Origin of the sequence: Prauserella flavalba (assembly GCF_003202235.1) — a bacterium.
Taxonomy (GTDB): Bacteria; Actinomycetota; Actinomycetes; order Mycobacteriales; family Pseudonocardiaceae; genus Prauserella_A; species Prauserella_A flavalba.
Map to the genome: position 1 here is coordinate 898,010 of NZ_MASU01000005.1, position 23,014 is coordinate 921,023.

Below are 23,014 nucleotides of genomic sequence, written 5' to 3' on the forward strand. Positions count from 1 at the left end.
TCCTCTCGGATCGGTCAGGATTTGGCGTGGCGGGCGAGGAACTCGCGGGTGCGCTCCGGGGTGGCGAGGATGCGCCACTGCCGGTCGGGGTAGTCGAAGTTGTCCGTGAACTCGTTGGCGACCGCCTGGTCCTGGCTCATCGCGCCGAAGAGCTGCAGCAGGTGCTCCGGCGGCGGCGTGAGCATGAAGTTGGTCCACTGGGCCGCGCCCAGCACGACGTCGGCTCTGCGTGCGGCGACCCGCTTGCAGAACTCCTCGTCGAGCGCGTAGTCGGCGAGGATCTCCTCGCCGGTGACCCACGCGGAGTGCGACGCCGAGTTGGCGCCCTGGCCCACCACGGGGTCCACCACCGTGTGCACGTCGCCGATCGCGAGCGCGTACTTGCCGTTCGGCAGCGCGGCGTAGTCCTGGCGCACGGTCGGGGTCAGTGCGCCCTGGAGGATGTCGAGCGGTCCGGTGAGCCCGAAGCTCGCCGGGTCGACGCGCTCGAAGGTCTGCGGGTGGTGCTTGGCGAGCAGGTCGAGCACGAGGCGCTCGTAGCCTGCTGGGTCCTCGTCGTAGGACTTGCGGCCGAGGATCTCCAGCTCGCCGCCGGGCACGTTCTCGAACAGCAGCGCCGTGGTGAACCCGGCGGCGCTGTACATCGGGATCTCCAGCAGCTCGCCGTGGCCGGGCGAGACGCTGATCGTGACGCCCTTGGGCTCGGAGTAGGTGATGCCGTTGTAGAAGCCCACCGACAGCACGCGCTGCGGCTTGTCGTACGGGCTGTACTCGGGCCTGCGGGGGAACAGCGCGGAGAAGGCGCCCCGGCCGGCCGCCACGACGAGCAGGTCGTGCCGGTCGGCGATGGGCTCGATGTCCTCGGCCTGCAGCATGCGCACCTCGAGCGTGCCGCCGCGTTCCTCGAACGCCTTGGTGAGCCTGGGCAGGTAGAGGCGGTAGTCGATGGCGCTGGACCAGCGTGCGAAGTCGCCGCGGAAGGACAGCGGGCTCGGGCCGCCGACGTAGTGGTGGTGGCAGGAGTAGCCGTACTCCTCGACCGGCCAGAAGTGGACGTCGAGCTCCCGCTCGCGCTGGATGGTGGGGCCGTGGTGGGCCACGCTGTTGAGCAGCCTGCCGCTCGCGAGCTGGGCCGCGGTCTTGTCGGTGTAGATGGTGACCGGGACGTCGTGCTGCCGCAGCTTCAAGCCCAGCTGCAGGCCGGCGATCCCGGCGCCGACGATACCGATGTTCGGCATGGTGCGTGCTCTCCTCACAGTCGCGTCCAGACGCTCTTGATCTCGGTGTACAGGGCGATGGCGTGCTTGCCCATCTCGCGGCCCCACCCGCTGGCCTTGAACCCGCCCCACGGCGCCGCGGCGTCGACGGGGTTGGGCATGTTGACGAACACGGTGCCGGCGCGGATGGCGGCGGCCAGGGAGTGCGCGGCGCCGACATCCCGCGTCCACACCGACGCGGCGAGGCCGTACTCGGTGTCGTTGGCCCTGGCCACCACCTCGTCGGCGTCCTCGAACGGTAGTACGGCGAGCACCGGGCCGAACACCTCCTTCCGCGCGATGATCATGTCGTCGGTGACGCCGGTGAGCACGGTCGGCCGGTAGAAGTGTCCGTCACAGCCGACGAGCTCACCGCCCGCGGCGAGCCGCGCGCCCTCGGCGGCGGCTCCGCGGACGAGGGCGTCCACGGAGGACAGGTGCTCCGCCGACACGAGGGGGCCGACCTGCGTCGCCGGGTCGAGACCGGGGCCGACGACCATCGCGTCGGCGGCCTTGCCGAGCCGGTCGGCGAACTCGTCGACCACGGACGCGTGCACGTAGAAGCGGGTGTAGGCGGCGCACACCTGACCCGCGTTGAGGAACCCGCCCTGCAGGCAGCCCTCCACGGCGGCGTCCAGGTCGGCGTCGGGCAGCACCACCACCGGCGCCTTGCCGCCGAGTTCGAGCGAGACCCGCTTGAGGTTGCCGGCCGAGGCACGCACGATCTCGCGGCCGACATCGGTGGAGCCGGTGAAGGAGACCTTGTCGACGTCAGGGTGGGCGACGAGCGCCTTGCCCGTCTCCGGGCCGCCGGTGAGGACGTTGAGCACCCCCGCGGGCACCCCGGCGTCGATCATCAGCTCTGCCAGGCGCAGCGTGGTCAGCGGGGTCTGCTCGGCGGGCTTGAGTACGACGGTGTTGCCGCACGCGAGCGCGGGCGCGAGCTTCCACGAGGCGATCATCAGCGGGAAGTTCCACGGCGTGATCAGCGCGCACACGCCGATCGGCTCGCGGCGCGTGTACTGGAGCACGCCGGGGATCGACACCGGCGACGTCTCACCCTCGATCTTGGTGACCCAGCCCGCGTAGTAGCGGAAGTGCTCCGCGGCGGCGGCCACCGACACGTTCCTCGCGATGCCGATGGGCTGCCCCTGGTCGCGGCACTCCAGTTCGGCCAGCTCGGCGGCGTGCTGGTCGATGAGGTCGCCGACGCGCCACAGGATCCTGGCCCGCGCGGCGGGGGTCAGCTCCGGCCACGGGCCCGAGGCGAACGCCGTTCTCGCCGCGGCGACGGCACTGTCCACATCGGCCTGCCCGGCGTCGGCGACGGTGCCGAGCGGGCGCGCCGTCGCCGGGTCGGTGGTCTCGAACCGCCCGCCCCCGGCCGCGTCGACCCACTGGCCGCCGATCAGCAGTTGCCCTGTCACGTTCATGTGCTCAGCCTGGCAACCGGCCCCGTGTCCGGTCTTTGCCTGAGGCGAACGGTTCTTGACGATTCACGTACCGGCCAGCGCCCTGGCCCGGAACTCGCGCGGGCTGAGCCCGTAGGCGGCCTTGAAGGCGCGGCTGAAGTGCGCGGCGTCGGGCAGGCCCCACGCCGCCCCGACCGCGCTCACCGGTTTGGCGAGCGTGCCGGGCACTGCGAGGTCGCGGCGGCACTGTTCGAGCCTGCGGGTGCGGATCCAGCCCGCCACGCCCGCGCCCTCCTCGGCGAAGAGCTTCTGCAGGTAGCGCGTGGACACGTGCAGTGCGGCCGCGACGGCGTCCGGGCACAGGCCGGGGTCGTCGAGGTGCTCGTCGATGAACGCCTTCGCGCGGGCCACGAGCGCGGCGTGCGGCACCTCGGCCGGTGCCGCGATGCGTTCGGACAGCAGTGCCGACAACAGGTCCAGCACCGCGTCGGCCAGCGACAGCGTGGCACCGGGCGTCGTGCCGCCGAGCCTGCCGAGCAGGCGCAGGAACAGCGGGGCGAGCAGCGAGCCGGTGTCGTCGTCGCGGGCGATGCGGTGGGCGAGCACGTGCCGCTCTCCCCCACCGGGAACGCGCAGCCGTTCGCGCGGGAACATGAACACCGCCATCGTGGTGGCCTCGGGGAACGCGAGCGTGTAGGGCCGGTCGGTGTCGTAGAGCGCGAAGTCTCCTGGCGAGAGCATCGCCTCGTTGCCGTCCTGCACGAGCAGGCAGCTGCCGGTCAGCTGGAGCCCGAGCTTGTAGTAGCCGCGCTCGCTGCGGGCGATCATGGGCCGGGTGCGCCGGACCCGGTGCGCCTGAGCGTCCACTCTGGACACCAGGAGCGCGCCGAGCCGGTCGATGCGCACCTCGCCGTGGAACTCCGGCGCCTGCGCCACGGCGTCGAGCGGCACGAACGCGTCGGAGATGACGTGGCGCCAGTAGTCGACGCTCTCGCCGCCCGCCACGTCGTCGGTGTTCAGTACGGTGCTGCCGATCGCTGGATGGACCACGTCGTCCTCCGATCTCCTTCTGCTCGGTCCCCGGCGAGGAACTCCCGCTGACGCCGTGGCGTCGCGAGCAGCCGCCACTGCCGGTCCGGGTGGTCGAAGTTGGTGGTGAACTCGTCGGCGCGACGTTGGTCGGCCGCGAGTGCGCGCAGCAGTTCGGGGATGCGGGGCGGCGGGTCGAGCATGAGGTTGGTCCACGCCGACCCCGCGAGCAGGACCTCTTCCCTGGCGCGCGCGACCCGCAGGCAGAACTGTTCGTCGTAGACGGTGTCGGTGACGATCTCGGCGGCGACGACGGCCGCGCTGTAGGCGGCGAGGTTGGCGCCCTGGCCCATCACCGGGTCCACCACCACGTGGGCGTCGCCGAGCGCGAGGGCGAACTTCTCGTCGCCGAGCGGCAGGTAGTCCTCCCGCACGGCGGGGATGACGCCGCCCTGCAGCAGGTCCAGCGGGTGGGTCAGGGCGAACTCACGTTCCTCGACGCGTTCGCGGGTCGCGGGGTGGTGCACGGCGAGCGCGTCGAGCACGGCGCGGTGGAACCGGGCCGGGTCGTCGTCGTAGGGCAGGCTCGCGAGCCCGGCGAGGTCGCCGTCGGGCTCGTTCTCCAGCAGCAGCGCCGTCACCGGTCCGTGCCTGCTGAGGATGGGGATCTCCAGCAGCTCGCCGTGACCGGGCGCGACGCTGATGCCGACTCCGGCGGGCTCGGGCGCGCGGACGCCGGTGTAGAGCCCCGCGCACAGCAGCCTGCGCGGGGCGTCGTGCGGGCAGTGTTCCGGTCTGCGGGCGAACAGACCGCTCAGCGGGCCCCGGCCGGAGGCGACCACCACCAGGTCGTGCTGCGCGCCGAGCCGGGCGAGGTCACGGGGGCCGATGTCGGCGACCACCGGCTTCGCGCCGCGGTCGGCGAGGTCGGCGGCGACGCGGGGCAGGTAGAGGCGGTGGTCGACGGCGCAGGACGGGTTGGTGAAGTGGCCGGTGAAGCGCACCGGCTCGGCGCCGCCGAGGTAGTGGTGGTGAGCCGCGTAGCCGTATTCCTCCGCGGGCCAGTGATGCACGCCGAGCGCGCGCTCGCGTTCGAGCATCGGGTGGTGGTGGGCGACCGTGTTGAGCAGCCGCGCACCGGCGAGGTCCTCGAGGGGGTGCTCGGTGTAGAGCGTCACGTCGACGTCGGCAGCACGCAGGGCGAGGCCGAGATGCAGCCCCGCGACCCCCGCACCGACGATGCCGACCGTTGCCATCGCACGCTTCCCGTCAGTTGCTCTATTATCGAGCAGCACGTTCTCTAAGCGAGCACACCGTACGACGCGCCCAGCGGGCGCACAACCCCGGGTGGAGGCGAGCGATCCGTGGCGGAAGCCAAGGTGGCCGGACTGCAGACCCTGGAGCGTGGCCTGTCGGTGCTGGAGGCCGTCGCCGCGCACGGGCCCTGCACCGCGGCCCAGGTCGGAGAGGCGACCGGGCTGCACCGCTCCATCGCCTACCGCGTGCTGTGCACGCTGGAGGCGCGTGGCTACCTGCGCCGGGGCCAGGGCGGCCGGTACGAGGTGGGGCTCGCGGTGCTCACCGTCGCCTCGGCGGTGCATTCCGACCTGCAGGCACTCGCGCACGCCGAGCTGAGCACCGTCGCGGAGGCCACCGGCACCACGGCGTTCCTCGCCGTGCCGCACGGCGACGACGCGCTGACGCTGGTGACCGTGGAGCCACCCGCGGCCAGGGCTCCGGTCTCCTACCGGCCGGGGGTGCGGCACCCGCTCACCCGCGGCGCGCCCGGCCTGGCGATCCTCGCCGCGCAGCCACCGCGTGCGGGCGAACGGCCCGAGGTGACGCTCGCCCGCGACCTCGGCCACGTGCGTACCAGCGGCGAGGTGGTGCCCGGCATCAGCTCGCTCGCGGTCCCCGTCCGGCTGCGCGCGGGCCGGGTCGCCAGCGTGTGCGTGCTGTTCGTCGCCGGGCGCTTCGACGAGACCGCGGCGCTGGAGCGGCTCCACGCCGCCGCCGACCGCCTGCGGGGGAACTGACGGGCCTTCGCCGTGGCCGCGTCAGCTGCCCGCCGTCGCGAACGCGGGGGCCACCTGTGCGGTCTCCTCCGCCGGCACACGGGTGGCCGAACGCCACGCCACGGCCGCCACGACGGTGGCACCGAGGGTCACCAGCCCGGCGGCGAGCAGCGCCTCGGCGGGGCCGAGCCGCTCACAGAGCCAGCCGAGCAGCGGCGCGCCGACCGCGCCGGCACCAGCGGCGACCGTGCCCTGGATCGCCAGCACCCTGCCCCGCATGCCCTCGGCGGAGTCCAGCTGCAGGCGCGTGCTCTTCGCGGTGTCGATCAGCACCGCGCCCGCGGCGATGGGCAGGATCATCGCGGCGAAACCGGCGATCCCGGGCAGGTAGCCGCTGAGCGCCTGGAGCACGCTGGTGACGGCCGCCGCGCCGAGCAGCACGGGAATCGTCAGCTCGCGGATCCTGGCGGTGACGACACCGCCGACCACGGTGCCGACCGCGAAGACCGACGAGAGCAGCCCGTACCCGGCCGCGCCCGCGCCGAGCGGCCCCTCGGCCATCGCCGCCATCGTGACCTGGTAGTTGCGGCCGAGCCCGGAGAGCACGAAACCGAGGGCGAACAGGATGATCAGCACCCGGTGCCCGCGCACGTAGGCCAGCCCGGCCCGCACCCCGGCGTGCTCGGGCGGGCTGACCGCCAGCGGGTGGAACTCCCCCGTGCGCATCACGGCGATCGTGGCGATGACGGCGACGAAGCTCGCGGCGTTGACGAGGAAGAGCAGCGGCTCGCCGACCGCGGCCGCGAGCACCCCGGCCAGGCTCATGCCCAGGACACGGCCGATGGAGTTGACGATCGAGTTCCACGCGAGCGCGTTGCCGAGGTCGTCCCTCGGCACGACCTGGCTCGCGAACCGCCCGAGCGCGGGGCCGCCGAACGTGCCGACGAGGCCGGAGGCCGCGGTCAGGGCGTACACGGCCGCGATCGGCAGGCCCTGCCACACGACGTAGGCGAGGACGAGCGCCAGTGCCAGATGCGTGGACTCGGCGATGAGGATGATCCGCCGGGGCGGGAACCGGTCCGCGAGCGCACCCGCCCACGGGCCGAGCAGCAGTGCGGGCAGGGTGCTCAGCAGGATGGACGCGCCCACCGACGTCGCCGACCCGGTCAGCTCCAGCACGACCCAGTTGAGGCCGAGTACCTGCATCCACGTGCCGGTCACCGAAATCAGATCGGCGGTGGCCCACAGCCGGTAGTTGTGGTTGCCGAGGGCACGCAGCATCGGCGGCAGTTCTCGCCGCAAGGTCTTTCCCCTTTGGACAGTGGTACGCCGGAAAAGCACCGTCGCGCACCGGAAGGCGGGCAGGTTCGCGATCGACGGTGACCGAGCGGCCGCTCACGCTACCCGGGAACGCGCGCGCTACTCCTTTCCGGACGTGTGGCGATGCCAACAACCGAAGCCGGAAACGCTTCTGCCGAAAGGAATCCGCATGTCGGCGCGTGGGAGCATGGCCGGTTGGTCACGGACCAGAGTCAGTCGTTGTGCGGGAGGCGATGAGATTGGTGGCACAGCCGCGACGAGCAACCCGGGTGCCCTTCGCGCGTCGGCGGACGGTTGACAGAACCCATATCTAGTATAACGATTATCAGGCCAACATCGGCGTTGGAGCGACGGGAGACGAGATGAAGACCAAGGGTGCGCTGCTGTGGGAGCCGGGGACCAACTCCGGGTGGAGCGTCGAGGACATCGAGATCGATCCGCCCAAGGAACGCGAGGTACTGGTCAAGCTCGCCGCCTCGGGCATCTGCCACAGCGACCACCACCTCGACGATGGCGTGATCCCGCTGCCGTGGGCACCCATCCTTGGCGGCCACGAGGGCGCGGGCGTCGTCACCGAGGTCGGGCCCGGCGTCACCGACGTCGAGGTCGGCGACCACGTGGTCCTGTCGTTCCTCCCCTCGTGCGGCAAGTGCACGATGTGCGTCGCCGGCCGCAGCAACATGTGCGCACTCGGCGCGGGCGTGCTCGCCGGCACCGCCCCCGACGGCACCCACCGCGTGCACGCCAGGGGCAAGGGCGTCGGCTGCATGTCCTACCTGGGCACGTTCAGCCCCTACGTGTGCGCGCCGCTCGACGCCACGATCAAGATCGACCGCGACATCCCGCTCGACAAGGCCGCCCTCATCGGCTGCGGCGTCCCGACCGGCTGGGGCTCCTCCGTGTACGCCGCCGACATGCAGCTCAACGACACCGTCGTGATCGTCGGCACCGGCGGCGTCGGCATCAACGCCGTACAGGGCGCCCGCCACAAGGGGGCGCGCAACATCATCGCCATCGACCCGGTCGAGTTCAAGCGCGAGTCCGCACTGCGCTTCGGCGCCACCCACGCCGTCAGCGACTACGCCGAGGCCGCCCAGCTGGTCGAGCGCATGACCGACGGCCAGGGCGCCGACCGCGTGATCGTCACCGTCGGCGTCGCGCACGGCAACCTCATGAACCCGGCCCAGGAACTCACCCGCCGCGGCGGCGTCATGGTCCTCACCGCGGCCGCCCCGCTCACCCAGCGCGACGTGGACTTCGACCTGTTCACCTTCGCCATGTCCGGCAAACGGCTCCAGGGCTGCCTCTACGGCAGCACCAACTCGCGCAACGACGTGCCGGTGCTGCTGGACCTGTATCGCGACGGCAAGCTCATGCTCGACGAACTGGTGACCAAGACCTACGACCTGGAGGACATCAACCAGGCGTTCACCGACCTGCAGGAGGGCAAGAACCTCCGCGGCGTGATCATGTACGACTGAGATACTGCTCCCCTCGGCCGCGCTGTCGATCCGGCCTCTCGCCGTTCGTACAGAGGGTGAGAGGCCGGCAGCCCGCCGGCCGGGTCCGAGGAGAAGCGGCATGAAGCAGTACCTGCTCAGCATCTACCAGCCCACCGGCGGCGTGCCCGCCCCCGACGTCCTCGCCGGGGTCATGCGCGACCTCGAGCGGCTCAACCAGGAGCTGCGCGCCGCCGGCGCGTGGGTCTTCGCAGGCGGCCTGCACTCCCCCGAGTCGGCGACCGTCCTGCGCCCCGACGGCGACCACGTGCTCACCACCGACGGCCCGTTCGCCGAGGGCAAGGAGCACCTCGGTGGCTTCACGATCATCAGGGCCGAGGACCTGGACTCGGCACTGCACTGGGGCCGCAGGCTCGCGAAGGCGACCACGCTGCCCGTCGAGGTGCGGCCGTTCCAGGACGAGGCCGGGGACTGAAGCGACATGGCGCAGCCGTCCACCGCGGACCTCGAACGGATCTTCCGCGAGGAGTACGGCCGCACCGTCGCGGTCCTGGTCCGCGTCTTCGGCGACCTCGACCTCGCCGAGGAGGCGGTCCAGGACGCGTTCGCCGCCGCGGTGCGCGCCTGGCCCGAGTCCGGGCTGCCGCCCAGCCCGGCCGGCTGGCTCATCACCACCGCCCGCAACCGCACGATCGACCGCCTGCGCCGCGAGGCCTCCCGCCAGGACCGGTACGCGCAGGCGGCTCTCCTGCACGCCAGGGGCGAGCCCGCCGAGGAGGGGCCCGTGCGCGACGAACGGCTCCGCCTGCTCTTCACCTGCTGCCACCCCGCGCTCGCCATGAGCGCGCGGGTGGCGCTCACACTGCGGCTGCTCGGCGGGCTCACCACCGCCGAGATCGCCCGCGCGTTCCTGCTGCCCGAGCCCACCCTGGCCCAGCGGATCGTGCGCGCGAAGGCCAAGATCCGCGACGCGGGCATCCCGTACCGGGTGCCGGACGAGGCCGACCTGCCCGAGCGGCTCGCCGGAGTGCTCGCCGTGGTGTACCTGATCTACAACGAGGGGCACACCGCGAGCACGGGCCAGGCGCTCGTCCGCGAGGACCTGTGCGCGGAGGCGGTGCGCCTGGCCCGGCTGCTCGCCGGCCTGCTGCCGGGCGAGCCGGAGGCGCTGGGCCTGCTCGCGCTGCTGCTGCTCAGCGAGTCCCGCCGCGCGGCGCGCACCGGCGAGAACGGCGAGGTGGTGCTGCTGGCCGACCAGGACCGCGGCCGCTGGGACCGGGCGCTCGTCGCCGAGGGCCAGGCACTGGTGCGGGAATGCCTGCGCCGCAACCGGCCCGGCCCCTACCAGCTCCAGGCCGCCATCAACGCCGTCCACAGCGACGCCCCGAGCACCGCCGAGACCGACTGGCACCAGATCGTGCGGCTGTACGACCAGCTGCTGGCGATCGCGCCGAACCCGGTGGTGGCGCTGAACCGCGCCGTCGCCGTGGCCGAGGTGGAGGGGCCCGCCGTCGCGCTCGCGCTCGTCGACGAGCTGAAGCTCGACCGCTACCACCTGTTCCACGCCATCCGCGCCGACCTGCTCGGCAGGCTCGGCCGGACCGGCGAGGCGGCGCGGGCGTACGAGACGGCGCTCGAGCGCACCGCCAACGAGGCCGAGCAGGCACTGCTGCGGCGCAGGCTCGCCGGACTGGGCTGAGGCTCAGGCGGGCCAGTGACCCGGCCGGGTCAGGGTCGACGGCAGTGTCGTGCCGCCGTCGCCTTTCGCGGCGTCGAGCTGGGACTGGATCAGGAACAGGCTCGTGCTCAGGTCGGCGCCCCGCAGATCCGCGCCCCGCGTGTCGGCACCGACGACGTCGGCCAGCCGCAGATCGGCGTCACGGAGATCGGCCCCGATCAGGAACGCGCCCCTCAGGTTCGCACCACGCAGGTCGGCCTTGCGGAAGTCCCGGCCGATCAGGTCGGCACCCCGCAGTTCGGCGGGCCGCCGCACCCCGCGCCGCGCCAGCTCGCTCGCGCGCGACAGCAGGGCGTTCACCGACCGCCAGTGCGGGCCCACGTCGAGCCCGGCGAGCGCGTCCGGCTCCAGTAGCGTGAGTCGTTCTGTCTCCTCGCGCGCGGCCGTCAGGTCGGCATGCACCGGGCGCGCCGCTCGCAGGGTCAGCGCCTCGTTGACGTACCACAGAAGCTCGTGCAGCTCCCGCATCACGGGGAAGACGGTGAACATCCGCTCCGCGGTCTCGGGCGCGCCGCGCCAGTCCCGCCCAGCAAAGGTGACCTGGGAGACGTGCTGGCCCGCGCCGAAGCAGTCGTACACCGTGCAGCCGGGGAAACCCTTGTCCCGCAACCGGTCATGGATGCCGCAGCCGAAGTCGGCGAGGAGGTTGCGGCACGGCGTGCGCGCGGGCTTGTCGACGGCGAAGTCGGCCGACGCGGCGAAGGCGGGAACGACGCAGCACAGCCCGAAGCAGCTCGCGCAGTCGGCCCGCAACCGGGTCCGGAAGCCGTCGGTCGCGGTGGCCGCGCCGGGCGGCGCGGAAGGTTCTGGCATGGGGAGATCTCCTGCGAGGCGGCTGTCAGGCCTGGGACTTCGCGGCCATCCTCGCGCGCACCTCGGGCCTGCGCAGTGGCGGCACCGTCGACGGCGGGTTCCGCCGGGCGGGAAGCTCGGCGAGCAGCCGCGTGGTGATCTCGGCGATCTCGCTGACGGCCCGCTCGAACGGCTCGCGGGTCGCGTCCGACACGGACTGGACTCCGCTGACCTTCCGTACGTACTGCCGGGCGGCGGCCTCGATCTCCTCCGGCGTCGCCGACGGCTCGAGCCCGCGAAGAACGGTGATGTTGCGGCACATGCGTTCAGCCTACGCGCCGGGCCGGGGCCAAAGGCCTTCCCGCCGACCGCGCGACGGTGTACACCTACCTGGTGGGCACCACACCCCAGGGCCCTGAGCAGCTGATCCAGCTCGATGAAGTCGCCACCGCCCTCCGCCTGTTGCACGACGAAATGAGCGCGGCCGAGCCGCTGGAGCGCGCGCTGTGCCGGGTCACCGCGGGGGCGGTGGCCGCCGTTCCCGACGCCCGGCACGCGAGCGTCACGCTGCTCGACGACGGGCAGCTGAGCACGGCCGCGGCGACGGCGGGCGACATCACCGAGCTCGAGCACGTCCAGTACGTCGTGGGCCGGGGCCCGTGCGTGCTGGCCGCCACCACCCGCCGGGTGGTCCGCGCCGTCGCCGGTTCGGGGCCCGCGCCGTGGCCCGAGTTCGCCGAGGCCGCGCACGGTGCCGGCCTGCGGGCGGCACTGTCGGTACCGCTCGTGGTGGCCGCCGACGACGAGCCGATGTGGGGCTCGCTGAACCTCTACAGCGGCGACGAGACCGCGTTCGATCCCTTCGACGAAAGCCTCATGGGCGTGTTCACCGTGGCGGCCTCCGCCGCGATCTGCAACGCCCGCCGCTGGCAGCGCTCGCTCCGCCAGGTCGAGCAGCTGGAGTTCGCGCTCGTCTCGCGCGCCGACATCGAGCAGGCCAAGGGCGTGCTGATGGCGCTGCACGGCTGCTCAGCGGACGAGGCGTTCCTGCTGCTTGCCCACGAGTCGCAGGTCCGCAACACGAAGCTACGCGAGGTCGCCCGCGAGCTGCTGACGTCGCTGCGGCGCCGTTAGCGGCTCATCAGTAGTAGCCCTCCACCGGAACCCGCGCCTCGTCGAACAGCGCGGGGCCCTCCTGCGGCACGGCCGCAAACCCGGTACCGGGTGGCTGCAGGCTCGCCAGCTGTTCCCCCGACAGCGCGAACACGACACGGCCCACGCCGGAGCGCGCGAGCGCCCCCGCGCACATCTCGCACGGCTGGCAGCTGGTGTAGAGGGTGGTGCCCGCCGCGGTGTCGCGGTCCAGTTCCCGCGCCGCCCATTTCGCGAGTTTCAGCTCGGGGTGGGCGCTGATGTCGCGGTCGCCCAGCACGGTGTTCCACGCCTCGGCGAGGACGTCGCCGCCGGGCCCGGCGAGCAGCGAGCCGAACGGTGCCTCCCCGGACTCGCGGGCCTTGGCGGCGAGCGCGATCGCCCTGCGCAGGAAATGGTCGTCGTCGTGGGTCACGAGGTCTCCCTCCGGTTCCAGTGGGCGGCCACCGCCGCCAGCGCCTGCCACGCCCGCTCGGGGTGGTGCGTCTCGGCCGGGTCGCCGCCGAAGGGGTCGAGCACGACCGTGTCGGCGCCGAGCAGCCGCAGCCGCTCCAGGTCACCTGCGATCTGCTCGATGCTGCCCTCGCCGGCGAGCCGCCCCGGCGCGGTCAACGGCGTATCGGTCAGGCGCAGCACGATGCGGGGCGCGAGCGCGGGCACCGGGCGCCCCAGTGCGTCGGCGTCGGCCTTGAGCCGCTGCGCTGACTCGTCCAGCCAGCCCGCCTCGAACCGCAGCGGATGCCACGCGTCACCGAACCGGACCGCGCGGCGGCGGCCCGCGGCGCTGTTGCCGCCGACCCACACCGGGACGTCACCGGCGCGGTAGTCGGACTCGTTCGCCCACGCCTCCCGCAGCATGCGCAACGTCTCGTCGGTGAGCGCGCCGCGCCGCTCGAAGGGCACGCCGAGCGCCTCGTACTCCTGCCGCGCCCAGCCGACCCCGACACCGAGCACGAACCGGCCGCCGCTGAGGTCGTTGAGGTTCGCCGCCATGCGCGCGATCAGCAGCGGATGCCGGTACGGCGCCACGAGCACGGTGGTCCCGAGCCGCACGCGGTCGGTGACGCCCGCCAGCCAGGACAGGGTGGTGAACGGCTCGTAGAACGGCGCAGGGTACTGCGCGGCGACATCCGGGGTCACCGCGACGTGGTCGGAGACCATCAGCAGGTCGAAACCGAGCCCCTCGACCGTGCGGGCCCACTGCCGGAGCACGCCGGGATCGGTGCCGGGCCCGAAGTTGAGGACGTTGACGCCGAGTCGCATGGCTTCAGGCTAGAGGGATTCCTTCGTGAAAGGTCTTTCATCCCGGTTTCATCGGAACGCCGGTGCAGCGTGGCGAGACTTCGGACCGACCGGGTGAACCGGTCCGCGACGTCCCGGCCGGGACCTCGCGCTCGCCCGCGGTTCCGGTTCGGAAGCCGCGCTCTCGAAAGGGTTTTCGACATGTCCAATCCTGTGCGGAAACTGCTCCTGGCCGTGCTGCTCGGCGGTGGCGTGGCGCTCGGTGCCGCGGCGCCGGCGCTCGCCGCCCCGGCCGTCGCCGACGGCGCACCCGCGGCCTACCAGGCCGACGACGACGGTGACGACGGAGCCGCGGGTGGCTCCGCCGACGATGACGACGACGCGGCCCCCAGAGGCGGGGTGGAGACCGGATTCGGCGGTACGGCCGACGACGATGACGACGCGCCGCCGAGCGGTGGGATCGAGGCGGGGGCCGGTGGCACCGTCGCCGACGACCCGATCCTTCCGATCGCCTTCGTCGGCGGCACGGCGCTGGCCACGGCGGGCGGGGTGCTGCTCGTCCGCAGGCTCGCGACCGGCGGCCGCGGCTGAACCGCCCGCCATGCCCGCAGGCTCCCCGCTGAGCGGTGGTGGCCGCGCTCGCCTCGCGGCCACCACCGTCGCACTGCTCGCGCTGCTCGCCGGGTGCGGTCCGGCGCTGCCGCCCCGCGGCGTGGGCACCACGGCCGCGAGCGCCCCGCCCCCGGCGAGTACGCCAGCGGACGCCCAGGCCGCGGCGCCGGTGCGGCTCCGCATCCCCGCCATCGGCGTCGACGCCCCGGTCACCCCGCTCGACGTCGGTGCCGACAACGTCCTGCCCGCACCGGACACCGACGAGGGCACCGGCTGGTGGCGCGGCGGCCCCGAACCGGGCGAACGCGGGCCCGCCGTCATCGCCGGGCACGTCGACTCCTACCAGGGTCCCGCGGTGTTCTTCCGGCTCGCCGAGCTGGAACCGGGACAGCGCGTCCTCGTCGACCGGGCGGACGGGACCACGGCGGTGTTCGTCACCACCCGCCGGGAACGGCACGCCAAAGACGCCTTCCCCGCCGAGGTCGTGTACGGCGACACGCCAGGCGCGGAGCTGCGGCTGATCACCTGCGGCGGGGAGTTCGACCGCACCGGACGGCGCTACCTCGACAACATCATCGTCTACGCCGTGCTGGAGCGGTGACCGGGTGCGAGCAGAGCGCCGCATGGCCGAGCCGACCGGACTCATCGAGTCAATCAGTGATTGAACCGCTGATGGAAGTGCGGTTCACTGGTAGCTATGGCCACCACCGCCACGCCCGGCACACGCGAGCGCCTGCTCGACGTCGCCGAGGAGCTCTTCGCCGAACACGGCTACGACGCCGTCTCCGTCCGGGCCATCAACGGCGCCGCGGGCATGAACCCCGCCGCCGTGCACTACCACTTCGGCTCCAAGGAGGCACTCGTCGCCGCGCTGCTGGAGACCAGGCTCGCGCCGCTCTGGCAGGACGGCCTCGCCTCGCTCACCGCCCGCAGGAGAACCGGTGCGCCGCCCGCGGTCGGCGAGCTGGTGGAGGTGGTGCTGGCTCCGCTGGCCGCGCTGGCCGCCGATCCGACGGGCCGTCTGCGGCTGCGCCTGCTGGCCCGTGTGGTGCTCGGCCGCTGGGACGTGTCCTGGACGTCGGACTGGTTCAGCCTCCGTCCGTGGGTGAGCCTGCTGCGCGCCGCCCGGCCCGACCTCAGCGCCTCCGTCGCGAGCAGGCGCTGGCTGCTGGCCTTCGACCTGGTGCTGCACACGTTCGCCGACCCCGCGGCCGACCCACCGCGGCCCGGGCGCGCCGCGTACCGGGCGCTGCACTCGTTCGTCACCGCGGGACTGGACGCGCCGTGACCGACGTCTTCGCCCCCGCCGCGCTGGGCCCCGTGCGGCTGCGCAACCGGATCGTCAAGGCCGCGACGTTCGAGGGGGCCACGCCGAACGGCGAGGTCACCGACCGGCTCGTCGACTTCCACGTCCGCGTCGCCCGCGGCGGAGCGGCCCTCACCACGCTCGCGTACTGCGCGGTGGCCCCCGAGGGCGGCACCGACCGGCACCAGATCCGCATGCGCGCCGACGCCGTGCCGGGACTGCGCAGGCTCACCGACGCCGTCCACGCGGAGGGCGCGGCGATCAGCGCCCAGCTCGGGCACGCGGGCCCGGTCGCCAACGCGGCGTCCAACGGCGTGCCGGCCCTCGCGCCGAGCAGGCTGCCGAGCCCGCTGAGCCTGCGCATGATCCGCGCCGCCGGCGCCGACGACCTCGACCGGATCGTCGCCGCGCACGCCGACGCCGCACTGGTCGCGATCGAAGCCGGGTTCGACGCCGTCGAGCTCCACTTCGGACACAACTACCTCGCGAGCGCGTTCCTCAGCCCGAAGCTCAACCGGCGCCGAGACCGCTACGGCGGGAGCCTGCGCAACCGGGCACGGCTCGCCCTCGGCATCGCGCGGGCCGTGCGCGAGGCCGTCGGCGACCGCATCGCCGTCACCGCGAAGCTCAACATGGACGACGGCGTGGCGGGCGGGTTCTGGCTCGACGAGAGCGTGCAGGTGGCGCGGTGGCTCGCCGCCGAGGGCACCGTGGACGCGCTCGAGCTCACGGCGGGCAGCTCACTGCTCAACCCCATGTACCTGTTCACCGGCGACGTCCCGCTGCGGCAGTTCGCCGCGCGGTTCCCGCCGCCGCTGCGCTGGGGGATCCGCCTCTCCGGCAACACCTTCCTGCGCGCGTACCCCTACCGCGAGGCGTACCTGCTCGACCGGGCGCTCCAGTTCCGCGCGGCCGTGGACCTGCCGCTGATCCTGCTCGGCGGCATCACCCGCGCCGAGACGATGGAGCTGGCGATGCGCCACGGCTTCGCGTTCGTCGCGATGGCGCGGGCGCTGCTCCGGGAACCGGACCTGCCGCGGCGGCTCCAGGCCGACCCCTCGGCACGCTCGTTGTGCATACACTGCAACAAGTGCATGCCCACGATCTACCGGGGGACGCACTGCGTGCTCACCACCGACGCGAGCTGAGCCTGGAGGGTCGCCGATGACCAGCAGCGGTCACGTCTTCGACATGGTGCGCCACTGGGAGCGGGAGGACCCGGGACGGATCGCGCTGCGGTTCGGCGAACACGCGCGCACGTGGGGCGAGCTCGCCGCGCGCGTCCGGCGGCATGCGACGGCGCAGGCGGCGGCCGGGCTGGCCCCCGGCGACCGGGTCGCCTTCGTGGACAAGAACCACGCCGCGTGCCTGGAGACCACGCTGGCCTGCGGCCTGGCCGGCACGGTCAACGCGGTGGTGAACTTCCGGCTGGCCCCCGCCGAGCTCGCCTACGTGCTCAACGACTCCGGCGCCCGCGTGGTGTTCGCCGGTGCCGAGTTGCTGCCCGTGCTCGAGCAGATCCGCGACGACCTCGACGCCGTCGAGCGCGTGATCACCGTCGGCGGCGACGAGGACGGCTACGAGGCGTTCCTGGACACGGGCAGCGACTCCGAGCCCGGCCACCACGCCGGGCCGGACGACTGCTTCCTCCAGCTCTACACCTCCGGCACCACCGGGCACCCCAAGGGCGCGATGCTGACCCACCGCTCCCTCGGCGCGCACTCGGTGGCCGCGGCGGACGCGTTCGGCTTCACCCGCGACTCGGTGAACATGGTGGCGATGCCGCTGTTCCATGTGGGCGGCACCAGCTGGGCGCTCGCGGGCATGTCGAGGGGCTGCGAGACGATCGTGGTACGCGAGATCGTCCCCGCGGACATCCTGGCACGGTTCGGGCCCGAGCGCGTGACCCACGCGTTCTTCGTCCCCGCCGTGTTCGGCTTCTTCCTCCAGGTGCCGGGCGTCGCCGACTTCGACTACTCGTCGCTGCGCTGCCTCGGCTACGGCGGCTCCCCCATGCCGACCCCGTTGCTGCACAAGGCGATGGACGTCTTCCCGGTGGGCTTCTACCAGGTCTACGGGATGACGGAGGCCTCGGGTGTCTTCGCCGTGCTGGGGCCCGGCGACCACCGGGACACCGCGCATCCCGAACGGCTCACCTCGGCGGGACGGCCCGTCGACGGCGTCGAGGTGCGCGTGGTGGACCCGGCGACGGGCGAGCCGGTGCCCGACGGCCAGCTGGGCGAGTTCCAGGTCCGGTCGGAGCAGGTCATGAGCGGCTACTGGCGGCGGCCGAAGGAAACCGAGGCGACGATCGTGGCCGGGTGGCTGCGCACCGGCGACGCGGGACGCCGCGACGAGCACGGTTACCTCTACCTCGAGGACCGGGTGAAGGACATGATCATCACCGGTGGGGAGAACGTGTACCCCGCCGAGGTGGAGCGGGTGCTGGCCGAGTACCCGGGTGTCGCCGAATGCGCCGTCATCGGTGTGCCCGACGACAAGTGGGGAGAGACCGTGAAGGCGGTGCTCGTCCCGGCCGAGGGCGCGACACTCGACGAGGACGACGTGATCGAGTTCTGCCGGGCGCGCCTGGCCCGCTACAAGTGCCCGGCCACTGTGGACGTCGTGGAGTCCTTGCCCCGCAACGCCACCGGCAAGATCCTCAAACGAACGCTGCGGGCGCCGTACTGGGCGGGCAGGCAGCGCGCACTCTGACCCGTCCAGCTCCCCCGACCGCAGTGAAGGCCACCCTGCCTGCGTTCAACGCAGTGAAGGTGGCCTTCACTGCGTTCGGGCGCGGCGGTCAGCCGAACCGGGCGACGTCGCCGGCGCCGACGCGCACGATCTCGGGTTCGTCGGCGGAGAAGTCCACCACCGTGGTGGGCTCGGTGCCGCACTCGCCGGAGTCGATCACGGCGTCCAGCACGTGGTCGAGCTGCTCCTTGATCTCCCAGCCCTGGGTCAGCGGCTCCTCCTCGCCGGGCAGCAGCAGCGTGCTGGACAGCATCGGCTCGCCGAGCTCGGCCAGCAGCGCCTGGGCCACGGTGTGCTCGGGGATGCGCACGCCGACGGTCTTCTTCTTCGGGTGCAGCAGCCTGCGCGGCACCTCCTTCGTGGCCGGAAGGATGAACGTGTAGCTGCCGGGCGTGGCCGCCTTGATCGCGCGGAACACGGCGTTGCTGATGTGCACGAACTGGCCGAGCTGGGCGAAGTCCTGGCACACGAGCGTGAAGTGGTGCCGGTCGTCGAGCTGCCGGATCGAGCGGATCCGGTCGATGCCGTCGCGGTTGCCGAGCTGGCTGCCCAGCGCGAAGCACGAGTCGGTGGGGTACGCGATCAGCCCGTCGCCGCGGAGGATCTCCACCACCTTGCCGATCGAGCGTGGCTGCGGGTTGTCGGGATGGACGTCGAAGTACCTCGCCATGCACCGAGCCTAGGGCCGCCCGTCTGGGAACCACGACCGGCGCGCCGCTACTCCCCTCGGAGTACGCGCGGGACACTTCCCGCACACGACGCCCCGCGCGCACTCGGCCCCGATGATCGGCGCATGCGCAGCAGACTCGTACCCACCCTGGCGTTGTTGTTCACCGGCCTGCTGGCCGGCGCGTTCGGCTATGGCGCGCTGAACGTCGCGCCGACGTTCGACGTCGTGCCGCTCGACGTGCGGCTGCAGTTCCACACCGCGCTGATGCGGATGAACGGGCCGGTCATGCAGACGCTCATGGGCCTGTCGGTGGTGAGCGCCCTCGCACTGGCGATCACCACGCGGGGGCGTGCGCGGAGGTGTGCGGCGATCGCCTCCGCGTTGTGTGCCGGGTCGTTCCTCGTCACCCGTTTCGGCAACGTCCCGATCAACGGGCGCATCAAGGTCTGGGCCGCGACGACGCCGCCCCCGGACCATGCCGCCCAGTTGCAGCGCTGGGAGGTGTTCAACCAGGTGCGCAGCGCCGCGGCGTTCGTCGCGTTCGTGCTGCTGCGCGTGGCCGTCGACGCGAGCCGCCGCCGTCCGGTCAGCCCGCCTGCCCCCCGGTGAGCCGGTTGTCGACGTGGCGGCTGAGCAGTTCGCCGGCGTTGCGGATATGGGCGAGCATCGCCGCCCGCGCCGCCTCGGCGTCGCGGGCGTGCAGTGCCTCCAGTATCGGGTAGTGGTCGTTCACCGACGCCTGCACCCAGCCGCCGATCGTCTCGTAGAAGCGCGAGGGCGTGTGCTTGACCGACTGGGCCAGGAACCACGTCAGCTTCGGTGACCGGCCCGCCCGGGCCAGCAGGTTGTGGAACTCGTGGTTGAGGCTCTCGATCTCCTCCACCCGGTTCTCGGCGAGCGCGGCGGCGAGGCTTGCCTGGATCTCGTCGAGCGTCGCCAGGTCCTGTTCGGTGAGCCGGGGCGTCGCCCGCGCGACCAGCTCGCCCTCCAGCTGGGCCTGTACCCAGAACAGGTCGCGGATGTCGTCACCGGAGAGCGGTGCGACCATGAACCCACGCCGGGGTTCCAGTTGCAGCAGCCCCTCGGCCCGGAGGGTGAGCAGGCCCTCGCGCACCGGGGTGACGCTCACGCCGAGCTCGTCGGCGATCCGCTCCAGCCGCACGAACTCGGGAAACCGCAGCTGCCCGGACATGATCAGCTCACGCACGTACGTGGCCACCTCGTCGGGCAGGCCGCGTTTCGGCTCGCGGGCGGGCCGGGAGCGAGTGCGCCGGGGCGCGCTGGACGCCTGACTCATGTCGTCGACCCTCACTGCTGCCAGGGAGCACCGAGGCGCTCCGGTTCGGTTGGAGCAACTGTAACGTGCGCCTCTCACCAGGGGCTATGCAGGATCGTATATTTCGGTTATAAAACATAGGAAGCACCGGCGCCGCGATGGAGGTTGGGATGCCCGAGGGGCAGGCAGTGCACTGGTCCGTCCAGGAGGGCATCGCCACGGTGACGCTGAACCGGCCACACGTACGCAACGCGCTGGACGACCAGTCGTGGGCCGGACTGCGCGCCGCCGTCAGTGAGTGCGGCGAGCAAGGGGTCCGCGCGATGGTGCTGACCGGCGGCGACAGCTTCTTCTCCGCGGGCGGCGACGTGTCGAGCATGGCCGATCCCGGCGAGCGGCTGACCGGTGCCGCGGAACGGATCCAGCGGGCGCACGGGGTGTTCGGGCTGCTCAGCACAGCGGAGTTCCCGGTCGTCGCCGCGGTCGAGCGGTACGCGATCGGCGTCGCCTGGGGCCTCGTGCTGGCCTGCGATCTCGTGGTCGCCGCGAAGGACGCGTTCTTCCAGGCGCCGTTCGCGCTGCGCGGGCTCGTCGCCGATGGCGCCACGGCGTGGGCGCTGCCGAGAGCCGCGGGCAGGCACCGCGCGATGCGGTACCTGCTGCTGGGCGAACGGATGCCCGCGCCGGACGCCTTCGAGTTCGGGCTCGTCACCGAGCTCGCCGAGCCGGGCACCGCGACCGACGTGGCCCACGGGTTCGCGACGCGGCTCGCGGCGGGCCCCAGCGAGAGCAACGCGCTCACCAAATCACTGGTCCGGCAGGGCGGGAGCGTCCCTCCCGAGGCGTTCCTCGAAGCGGAGCGCCTCGCGGTCGCGCTGGCCGGGCACGGCAGGGACTCCGCGGAAGGGCGCGCGGCGTTCCTCGAGAAGAGAGAGCCGACCTTTTCGTGAACACACCGGACACTCCCCTCGCCGGCCTGCGCATCGTGGAGTGCGCGACGTTCGTGGCGGGCCCCTCCGGCGGGATGGCGCTGGCGCAGCTCGGCGCCGAGGTCATCCGCGTCGACCTGCCGCAGGGCGGTGGCGACCACGGACGCTGGCCGGTCGCGCCCAGCGGCGCGAGCCTCTACTGGAACAACCTCAACAAGGGCAAGCGCTCCGTCGCGCTCGACTTCCGCACGCCCGAGGGCCGCGAACTGCTCACCGCGCTCGCCACGGCCGAAGGGCCGGCCAACGGCATCTACCTCGACAACGTCGCCGGGCGCACCCGGTTGCGCTACGACGAGCTGACCGAGCGGCGGCGCGACGTGATCCACGTGCACGTCCAGGGCAAACCGGACGGCAAGCCCGCCGTGGACTACACGGCCAACGCCGAGGTCGGCGTCCCGGACATGACGGGCCCGCAGGACCACGCCGCTCCCGTCAATCACGTGCTGCCGGCGTGGGACTTCCTCACCGGCATGACCGCCGCGACCGGCGTGCTCGCGGCGCTGCACCGGCGCGCCGCGACCGGCGAGGGCTCGGGCATCGCGGTCGCACTGTCCGACGTCGCGCTCGCGGCGGTGGGCAACCTCGGCTGGCTGGCCGAGGCGCGCTTCGCGGGCCGGGGCAGGCCGCGGCACGGCAACCACACGTTCGGCAGCTTCGGCGTGGACTTCCCCACCGCCGACGGCAGGCGGGTGATGGTGCTGGCGCTGACGCCCGGCCAGTGGGACGCCCTGTGCGCGGCGACCGGCACCACGGAGGTGTTCAAGGCACTGGAACCCGTCTTCGACGCCGACCTCAGCACCGAGTCCGACCGCTACCGGCTCCGCGACACGATCGAGGCGATCCTGCGCCCGTGGTTCGAAGGCCGCGGGCTCGCCGAGATCGGCGAACGCCTCGACCACGCCAGGGTGCTGTGGGGCCCGTACCGGGACACCCACGAGGCCGCGACCCTCGCCCTGGCCGACCCGGGCTCGATCGTCACCGAGATCGACCAGCCTGGTGTCGGAGCGATGGCCGCCTCCGCCGGGCCGCTGCGCTGGTCCGGCAGCACCCAGCCCCCTCGGCCCGCTCCCCTGCTCGGCGCCGACACCGACGAGGTGCTGAGCAGGGACCTCGGCCTGTCCGCCGCGGAGCTGGGCAGATTGCACGACGCCGGGCTGGTGTCCGGCCCCGCCCCCAGCGAACACTGAGACGACAGACAACGGAAGGGAACGCAAACGACCATGGCGCTACTGGACGGCAGGACCGCGGTGATCACCGGCGCGGCGCAGGGCATCGGCTTCGCCATCGCCGAGCAGTTCGTGCGGGAGGGAGCGAAGGTCGTGCTCGGCGACCTCGACCTGGACGCCGCACGTGCCGCCGCCGACAAGCTCGGCGGGCCCGAGGTGGCCGTCGCCGTCCGCTGCGACGTCACCGTTGCGTCCGAAGTGGACACCCTGCTCAACACGGCGCTGGAGACCTTCGGCGCGCTCGACGTGCTGGTGAACAACGCGGGCATCACGCGCGACGCCACGATGCGCACCATGACCGAGGAGCAGTTCGACCAGGTCATCGACGTGCACCTGAAGGGCACCTGGAACGGCACCCGCAAGGCCGCGGCGATCATGCGGGAGCGCAAGCGCGGCGCGATCGTCAACATCTCCTCGCTGTCGGGCAAGGTCGGCATGGTCGGCCAGACCAACTACTCGGCGGCCAAGGCGGGCATCGTGGGACTGAGCAAGGCCGCGGCCAAGGAGATGGCCCACCACGGCGTGCGCGTCAACGCCATCCAGCCCGGCCTGATCCGCTCGGCGATGACCGAGGCCATGCCGCAGAAGGCGTGGGACCAGAAGATGGCCGAGATCCCCATGCAGCGCCCGGGCGAGGTGTCCGAGGTCGCGAGCGTCGCCCTCTTCCTCGCCAGCGACCTCTCCTCCTACATGACCGGCACGGTGCTGGAGGTCACCGGCGGCCGGTTCATGTGAGCCGGTCTCGACGACAGCGAAAGGTGAAAG

Annotated in this window: 25 protein-coding genes; 14 read left to right on the forward strand and 11 right to left on the reverse strand. The window is 72.6% G+C overall.

Going from position 1 to position 23,014, the window contains the following annotated elements:
- Window positions 1-14: 14 nt before the first annotated feature.
- The 4 genes from BA062_RS11670 to BA062_RS11685 all read right to left on the reverse strand — a co-directional run bounded on the left by BA062_RS11670 (window position 15) and on the right by BA062_RS11685 (window position 4,953).
- The gene (locus BA062_RS11670) at window positions 15-1,238 is read right to left on the reverse strand and encodes a styrene monooxygenase/indole monooxygenase family protein (protein ID WP_110336060.1); all 1,224 of its coding nucleotides are present in this window, start codon (window positions 1,236-1,238) and stop codon (window positions 15-17) included.
- A gap of 14 nt (window positions 1,239-1,252) precedes the next feature.
- Window positions 1,253-2,689 carry an aldehyde dehydrogenase family protein gene (locus BA062_RS11675; RefSeq protein WP_110336061.1) on the reverse strand — a complete coding sequence of 479 codons (1,437 nt, stop codon included), beginning with the start codon at window positions 2,687-2,689 and terminating at the stop codon, window positions 1,253-1,255.
- A 63-nt stretch (window positions 2,690-2,752) separates the two neighbouring features.
- Window positions 2,753-3,718: an AraC-like ligand-binding domain-containing protein gene (locus BA062_RS11680; RefSeq protein WP_110336062.1), complete on the reverse strand. Its 966-nt coding sequence runs from the start codon at window positions 3,716-3,718 to the stop codon at window positions 2,753-2,755.
- On the reverse strand, window positions 3,685-4,953 hold the full coding sequence (locus BA062_RS11685; RefSeq protein WP_168213927.1) for a styrene monooxygenase/indole monooxygenase family protein: 1,269 nt from the start codon (window positions 4,951-4,953) through the stop codon (window positions 3,685-3,687). The genes BA062_RS11680 and BA062_RS11685 overlap by 34 nt, the downstream gene beginning before the upstream one ends.
- A gap of 108 nt (window positions 4,954-5,061) precedes the next feature.
- On the opposite strand from BA062_RS11685, the gene BA062_RS11690 reads away from it, so the two are divergent.
- Window positions 5,062-5,733, forward strand: coding sequence for an IclR family transcriptional regulator (locus BA062_RS11690; protein WP_110336063.1), 672 nt, complete (start codon window positions 5,062-5,064; stop codon window positions 5,731-5,733).
- A gap of 21 nt (window positions 5,734-5,754) precedes the next feature.
- Here the strand turns inward: BA062_RS11690 and BA062_RS11695 are convergent, their stop codons facing one another.
- Window positions 5,755-7,014 carry an MFS transporter gene (locus BA062_RS11695; RefSeq protein WP_425452892.1) on the reverse strand — a complete coding sequence of 420 codons (1,260 nt, stop codon included), beginning with the start codon at window positions 7,012-7,014 and terminating at the stop codon, window positions 5,755-5,757.
- A 380-nt stretch (window positions 7,015-7,394) separates the two neighbouring features.
- Between BA062_RS11695 and BA062_RS11700 the strand changes: the two genes are divergently transcribed.
- From BA062_RS11700 to BA062_RS11710, 3 genes are all read left to right on the forward strand, one after another.
- Complete coding sequence (locus tag BA062_RS11700) at window positions 7,395-8,513, forward strand: NDMA-dependent alcohol dehydrogenase (RefSeq protein WP_110336065.1); 1,119 nt, start codon at window positions 7,395-7,397, stop codon at window positions 8,511-8,513.
- A 100-nt stretch (window positions 8,514-8,613) separates the two neighbouring features.
- Entirely contained in the window at window positions 8,614-8,967 is a 354-nt protein-coding gene (locus BA062_RS11705) for a YciI family protein (protein ID WP_110336066.1), read from the forward strand.
- A 6-nt stretch (window positions 8,968-8,973) separates the two neighbouring features.
- Window positions 8,974-10,191 carry an RNA polymerase sigma factor gene (locus tag BA062_RS11710; RefSeq protein WP_110336067.1) on the forward strand — a complete coding sequence of 406 codons (1,218 nt, stop codon included), beginning with the start codon at window positions 8,974-8,976 and terminating at the stop codon, window positions 10,189-10,191.
- A 3-nt stretch (window positions 10,192-10,194) separates the two neighbouring features.
- On the opposite strand, the gene BA062_RS11715 is transcribed toward BA062_RS11710, so the two are convergent.
- Together BA062_RS11715 and BA062_RS11720 are read right to left on the reverse strand one after the other, a co-directional pair.
- Entirely contained in the window at window positions 10,195-11,043 is an 849-nt protein-coding gene (locus BA062_RS11715) for a pentapeptide repeat-containing protein (RefSeq protein ID WP_110336068.1), read from the reverse strand.
- Between the two features lie 25 nt (window positions 11,044-11,068).
- Window positions 11,069-11,344, reverse strand: a complete 276-nt coding sequence (locus tag BA062_RS11720) for a DUF2277 domain-containing protein (RefSeq protein ID WP_110336069.1) — start codon at window positions 11,342-11,344, stop codon at window positions 11,069-11,071.
- Window positions 11,345-11,415: 71 nt separating this feature from the next.
- On the opposite strand from BA062_RS11720, the gene BA062_RS11725 reads away from it, so the two are divergent.
- A complete protein-coding gene (locus tag BA062_RS11725; RefSeq protein WP_245959780.1) occupies window positions 11,416-12,156 on the forward strand; it encodes a GAF and ANTAR domain-containing protein in 741 nt (246 codons plus the stop codon).
- A 7-nt stretch (window positions 12,157-12,163) separates the two neighbouring features.
- Here BA062_RS11725 and BA062_RS11730 read toward each other — a convergent pair whose 3' ends face one another.
- Window positions 12,164-12,589: a nucleoside deaminase gene (locus tag BA062_RS11730; protein ID WP_110336070.1), complete on the reverse strand. Its 426-nt coding sequence runs from the start codon at window positions 12,587-12,589 to the stop codon at window positions 12,164-12,166.
- On the reverse strand, window positions 12,586-13,437 hold the full coding sequence (locus tag BA062_RS11735) for an LLM class flavin-dependent oxidoreductase (protein ID WP_110336071.1): 852 nt from the start codon (window positions 13,435-13,437) through the stop codon (window positions 12,586-12,588). The genes BA062_RS11730 and BA062_RS11735 overlap by 4 nt, the downstream gene beginning before the upstream one ends.
- 180 nt (window positions 13,438-13,617) lie before the next feature.
- Here BA062_RS11735 and BA062_RS11740 point away from each other — a divergent pair, with 180 nt between their 5' ends.
- The 5 genes from BA062_RS11740 (at window position 13,618) to BA062_RS11760 (ending at window position 18,049) form a co-directional block, all read left to right on the forward strand.
- Window positions 13,618-14,007 carry a hypothetical protein gene (locus BA062_RS11740; protein WP_110336072.1) on the forward strand — a complete coding sequence of 130 codons (390 nt, stop codon included), beginning with the start codon at window positions 13,618-13,620 and terminating at the stop codon, window positions 14,005-14,007.
- 10 nt (window positions 14,008-14,017) lie between these two features.
- On the forward strand, window positions 14,018-14,629 hold the full coding sequence (locus tag BA062_RS11745; RefSeq protein ID WP_110336073.1) for a class F sortase: 612 nt from the start codon (window positions 14,018-14,020) through the stop codon (window positions 14,627-14,629).
- Window positions 14,630-14,725: 96 nt separating this feature from the next.
- Complete coding sequence (locus tag BA062_RS40490; RefSeq protein ID WP_110336074.1) at window positions 14,726-15,316, forward strand: TetR/AcrR family transcriptional regulator; 591 nt, start codon at window positions 14,726-14,728, stop codon at window positions 15,314-15,316.
- Window positions 15,313-16,482, forward strand: a complete 1,170-nt coding sequence (locus BA062_RS11755; RefSeq protein ID WP_110336075.1) for an NADH:flavin oxidoreductase — start codon at window positions 15,313-15,315, stop codon at window positions 16,480-16,482. The genes BA062_RS40490 and BA062_RS11755 overlap by 4 nt, the downstream gene beginning before the upstream one ends.
- Before the next feature lie 16 nt (window positions 16,483-16,498).
- Window positions 16,499-18,049: a long-chain-fatty-acid--CoA ligase gene (locus BA062_RS11760; protein WP_110336076.1), complete on the forward strand. Its 1,551-nt coding sequence runs from the start codon at window positions 16,499-16,501 to the stop codon at window positions 18,047-18,049.
- Between the two features lie 88 nt (window positions 18,050-18,137).
- On the opposite strand, the gene BA062_RS11765 is transcribed toward BA062_RS11760, so the two are convergent.
- Entirely contained in the window at window positions 18,138-18,758 is a 621-nt protein-coding gene (locus tag BA062_RS11765; protein ID WP_110336077.1) for an L-threonylcarbamoyladenylate synthase, read from the reverse strand.
- A 123-nt stretch (window positions 18,759-18,881) separates the two neighbouring features.
- Between BA062_RS11765 and BA062_RS11770 the strand changes: the two genes are divergently transcribed.
- On the forward strand, window positions 18,882-19,367 hold the full coding sequence (locus BA062_RS11770) for an anthrone oxygenase family protein (RefSeq protein WP_110336078.1): 486 nt from the start codon (window positions 18,882-18,884) through the stop codon (window positions 19,365-19,367).
- On the opposite strand, the gene BA062_RS11775 is transcribed toward BA062_RS11770, so the two are convergent.
- Complete coding sequence (locus BA062_RS11775) at window positions 19,345-20,055, reverse strand: GntR family transcriptional regulator (RefSeq protein WP_110337266.1); 711 nt, start codon at window positions 20,053-20,055, stop codon at window positions 19,345-19,347. The genes BA062_RS11770 and BA062_RS11775 overlap by 23 nt on opposite strands.
- A gap of 149 nt (window positions 20,056-20,204) precedes the next feature.
- Here BA062_RS11775 and BA062_RS11780 point away from each other — a divergent pair, with 149 nt between their 5' ends.
- Genes BA062_RS11780 through fabG form a run of 3 tightly spaced genes read left to right on the forward strand, consistent with a single transcriptional unit; the run spans window position 20,205 to window position 22,984 of the window.
- On the forward strand, window positions 20,205-20,984 hold the full coding sequence (locus BA062_RS11780; protein ID WP_168213928.1) for an enoyl-CoA hydratase/isomerase family protein: 780 nt from the start codon (window positions 20,205-20,207) through the stop codon (window positions 20,982-20,984).
- Entirely contained in the window at window positions 20,981-22,210 is a 1,230-nt protein-coding gene (locus BA062_RS11785; RefSeq protein WP_110336080.1) for a CoA transferase, read from the forward strand. The genes BA062_RS11780 and BA062_RS11785 overlap by 4 nt, the downstream gene beginning before the upstream one ends.
- A gap of 33 nt (window positions 22,211-22,243) precedes the next feature.
- Window positions 22,244-22,984 carry a 3-oxoacyl-ACP reductase FabG gene (gene fabG / locus BA062_RS11790; RefSeq protein WP_110336081.1) on the forward strand — a complete coding sequence of 247 codons (741 nt, stop codon included), beginning with the start codon at window positions 22,244-22,246 and terminating at the stop codon, window positions 22,982-22,984.
- Window positions 22,985-23,014: the final 30 nt, after the last annotated feature.

Excerpts from the sequence above, each read along its gene's own strand:
- BA062_RS11720 (WP_110336069.1), bottom strand. The coding sequence starts at position 11,344 with ATGTGCCGCAACATCACCGTTCTTCGCGGGCTCGAGCCGTCGGCGACG.
- BA062_RS11740 (WP_110336072.1), top strand. The coding sequence starts at position 13,618 with ATGTCCAATCCTGTGCGGAAACTGCTCCTGGCCGTGCTGCTCGGCGGT.
- BA062_RS11745 (WP_110336073.1), top strand. The coding sequence starts at position 14,018 with ATGCCCGCAGGCTCCCCGCTGAGCGGTGGTGGCCGCGCTCGCCTCGCG.
- fabG (WP_110336081.1), top strand. The coding sequence starts at position 22,244 with ATGGCGCTACTGGACGGCAGGACCGCGGTGATCACCGGCGCGGCGCAG.
- BA062_RS11705 (WP_110336066.1), top strand. The coding sequence starts at position 8,614 with ATGAAGCAGTACCTGCTCAGCATCTACCAGCCCACCGGCGGCGTGCCC.
- BA062_RS40490 (WP_110336074.1), top strand. The coding sequence starts at position 14,726 with ATGGCCACCACCGCCACGCCCGGCACACGCGAGCGCCTGCTCGACGTC.
- BA062_RS11670 (WP_110336060.1), bottom strand. The coding sequence starts at position 1,238 with ATGCCGAACATCGGTATCGTCGGCGCCGGGATCGCCGGCCTGCAGCTG.
- BA062_RS11710 (WP_110336067.1), top strand. The coding sequence starts at position 8,974 with ATGGCGCAGCCGTCCACCGCGGACCTCGAACGGATCTTCCGCGAGGAG.
- BA062_RS11775 (WP_110337266.1), bottom strand. The coding sequence starts at position 20,055 with ATGAGTCAGGCGTCCAGCGCGCCCCGGCGCACTCGCTCCCGGCCCGCC.
- BA062_RS11760 (WP_110336076.1), top strand. The coding sequence starts at position 16,499 with ATGACCAGCAGCGGTCACGTCTTCGACATGGTGCGCCACTGGGAGCGG.
- BA062_RS11735 (WP_110336071.1), bottom strand. The coding sequence starts at position 13,437 with ATGCGACTCGGCGTCAACGTCCTCAACTTCGGGCCCGGCACCGATCCC.
- BA062_RS11715 (WP_110336068.1), bottom strand. The coding sequence starts at position 11,043 with ATGCCAGAACCTTCCGCGCCGCCCGGCGCGGCCACCGCGACCGACGGC.
- BA062_RS11700 (WP_110336065.1), top strand. The coding sequence starts at position 7,395 with ATGAAGACCAAGGGTGCGCTGCTGTGGGAGCCGGGGACCAACTCCGGG.
- BA062_RS11770 (WP_110336078.1), top strand. The coding sequence starts at position 18,882 with ATGCGCAGCAGACTCGTACCCACCCTGGCGTTGTTGTTCACCGGCCTG.
- BA062_RS11780 (WP_168213928.1), top strand. The coding sequence starts at position 20,205 with ATGCCCGAGGGGCAGGCAGTGCACTGGTCCGTCCAGGAGGGCATCGCC.
- BA062_RS11685 (WP_168213927.1), bottom strand. The coding sequence starts at position 4,953 with ATGGCAACGGTCGGCATCGTCGGTGCGGGGGTCGCGGGGCTGCATCTC.
- BA062_RS11675 (WP_110336061.1), bottom strand. The coding sequence starts at position 2,689 with ATGAACGTGACAGGGCAACTGCTGATCGGCGGCCAGTGGGTCGACGCG.
- BA062_RS11765 (WP_110336077.1), bottom strand. The coding sequence starts at position 18,758 with ATGGCGAGGTACTTCGACGTCCATCCCGACAACCCGCAGCCACGCTCG.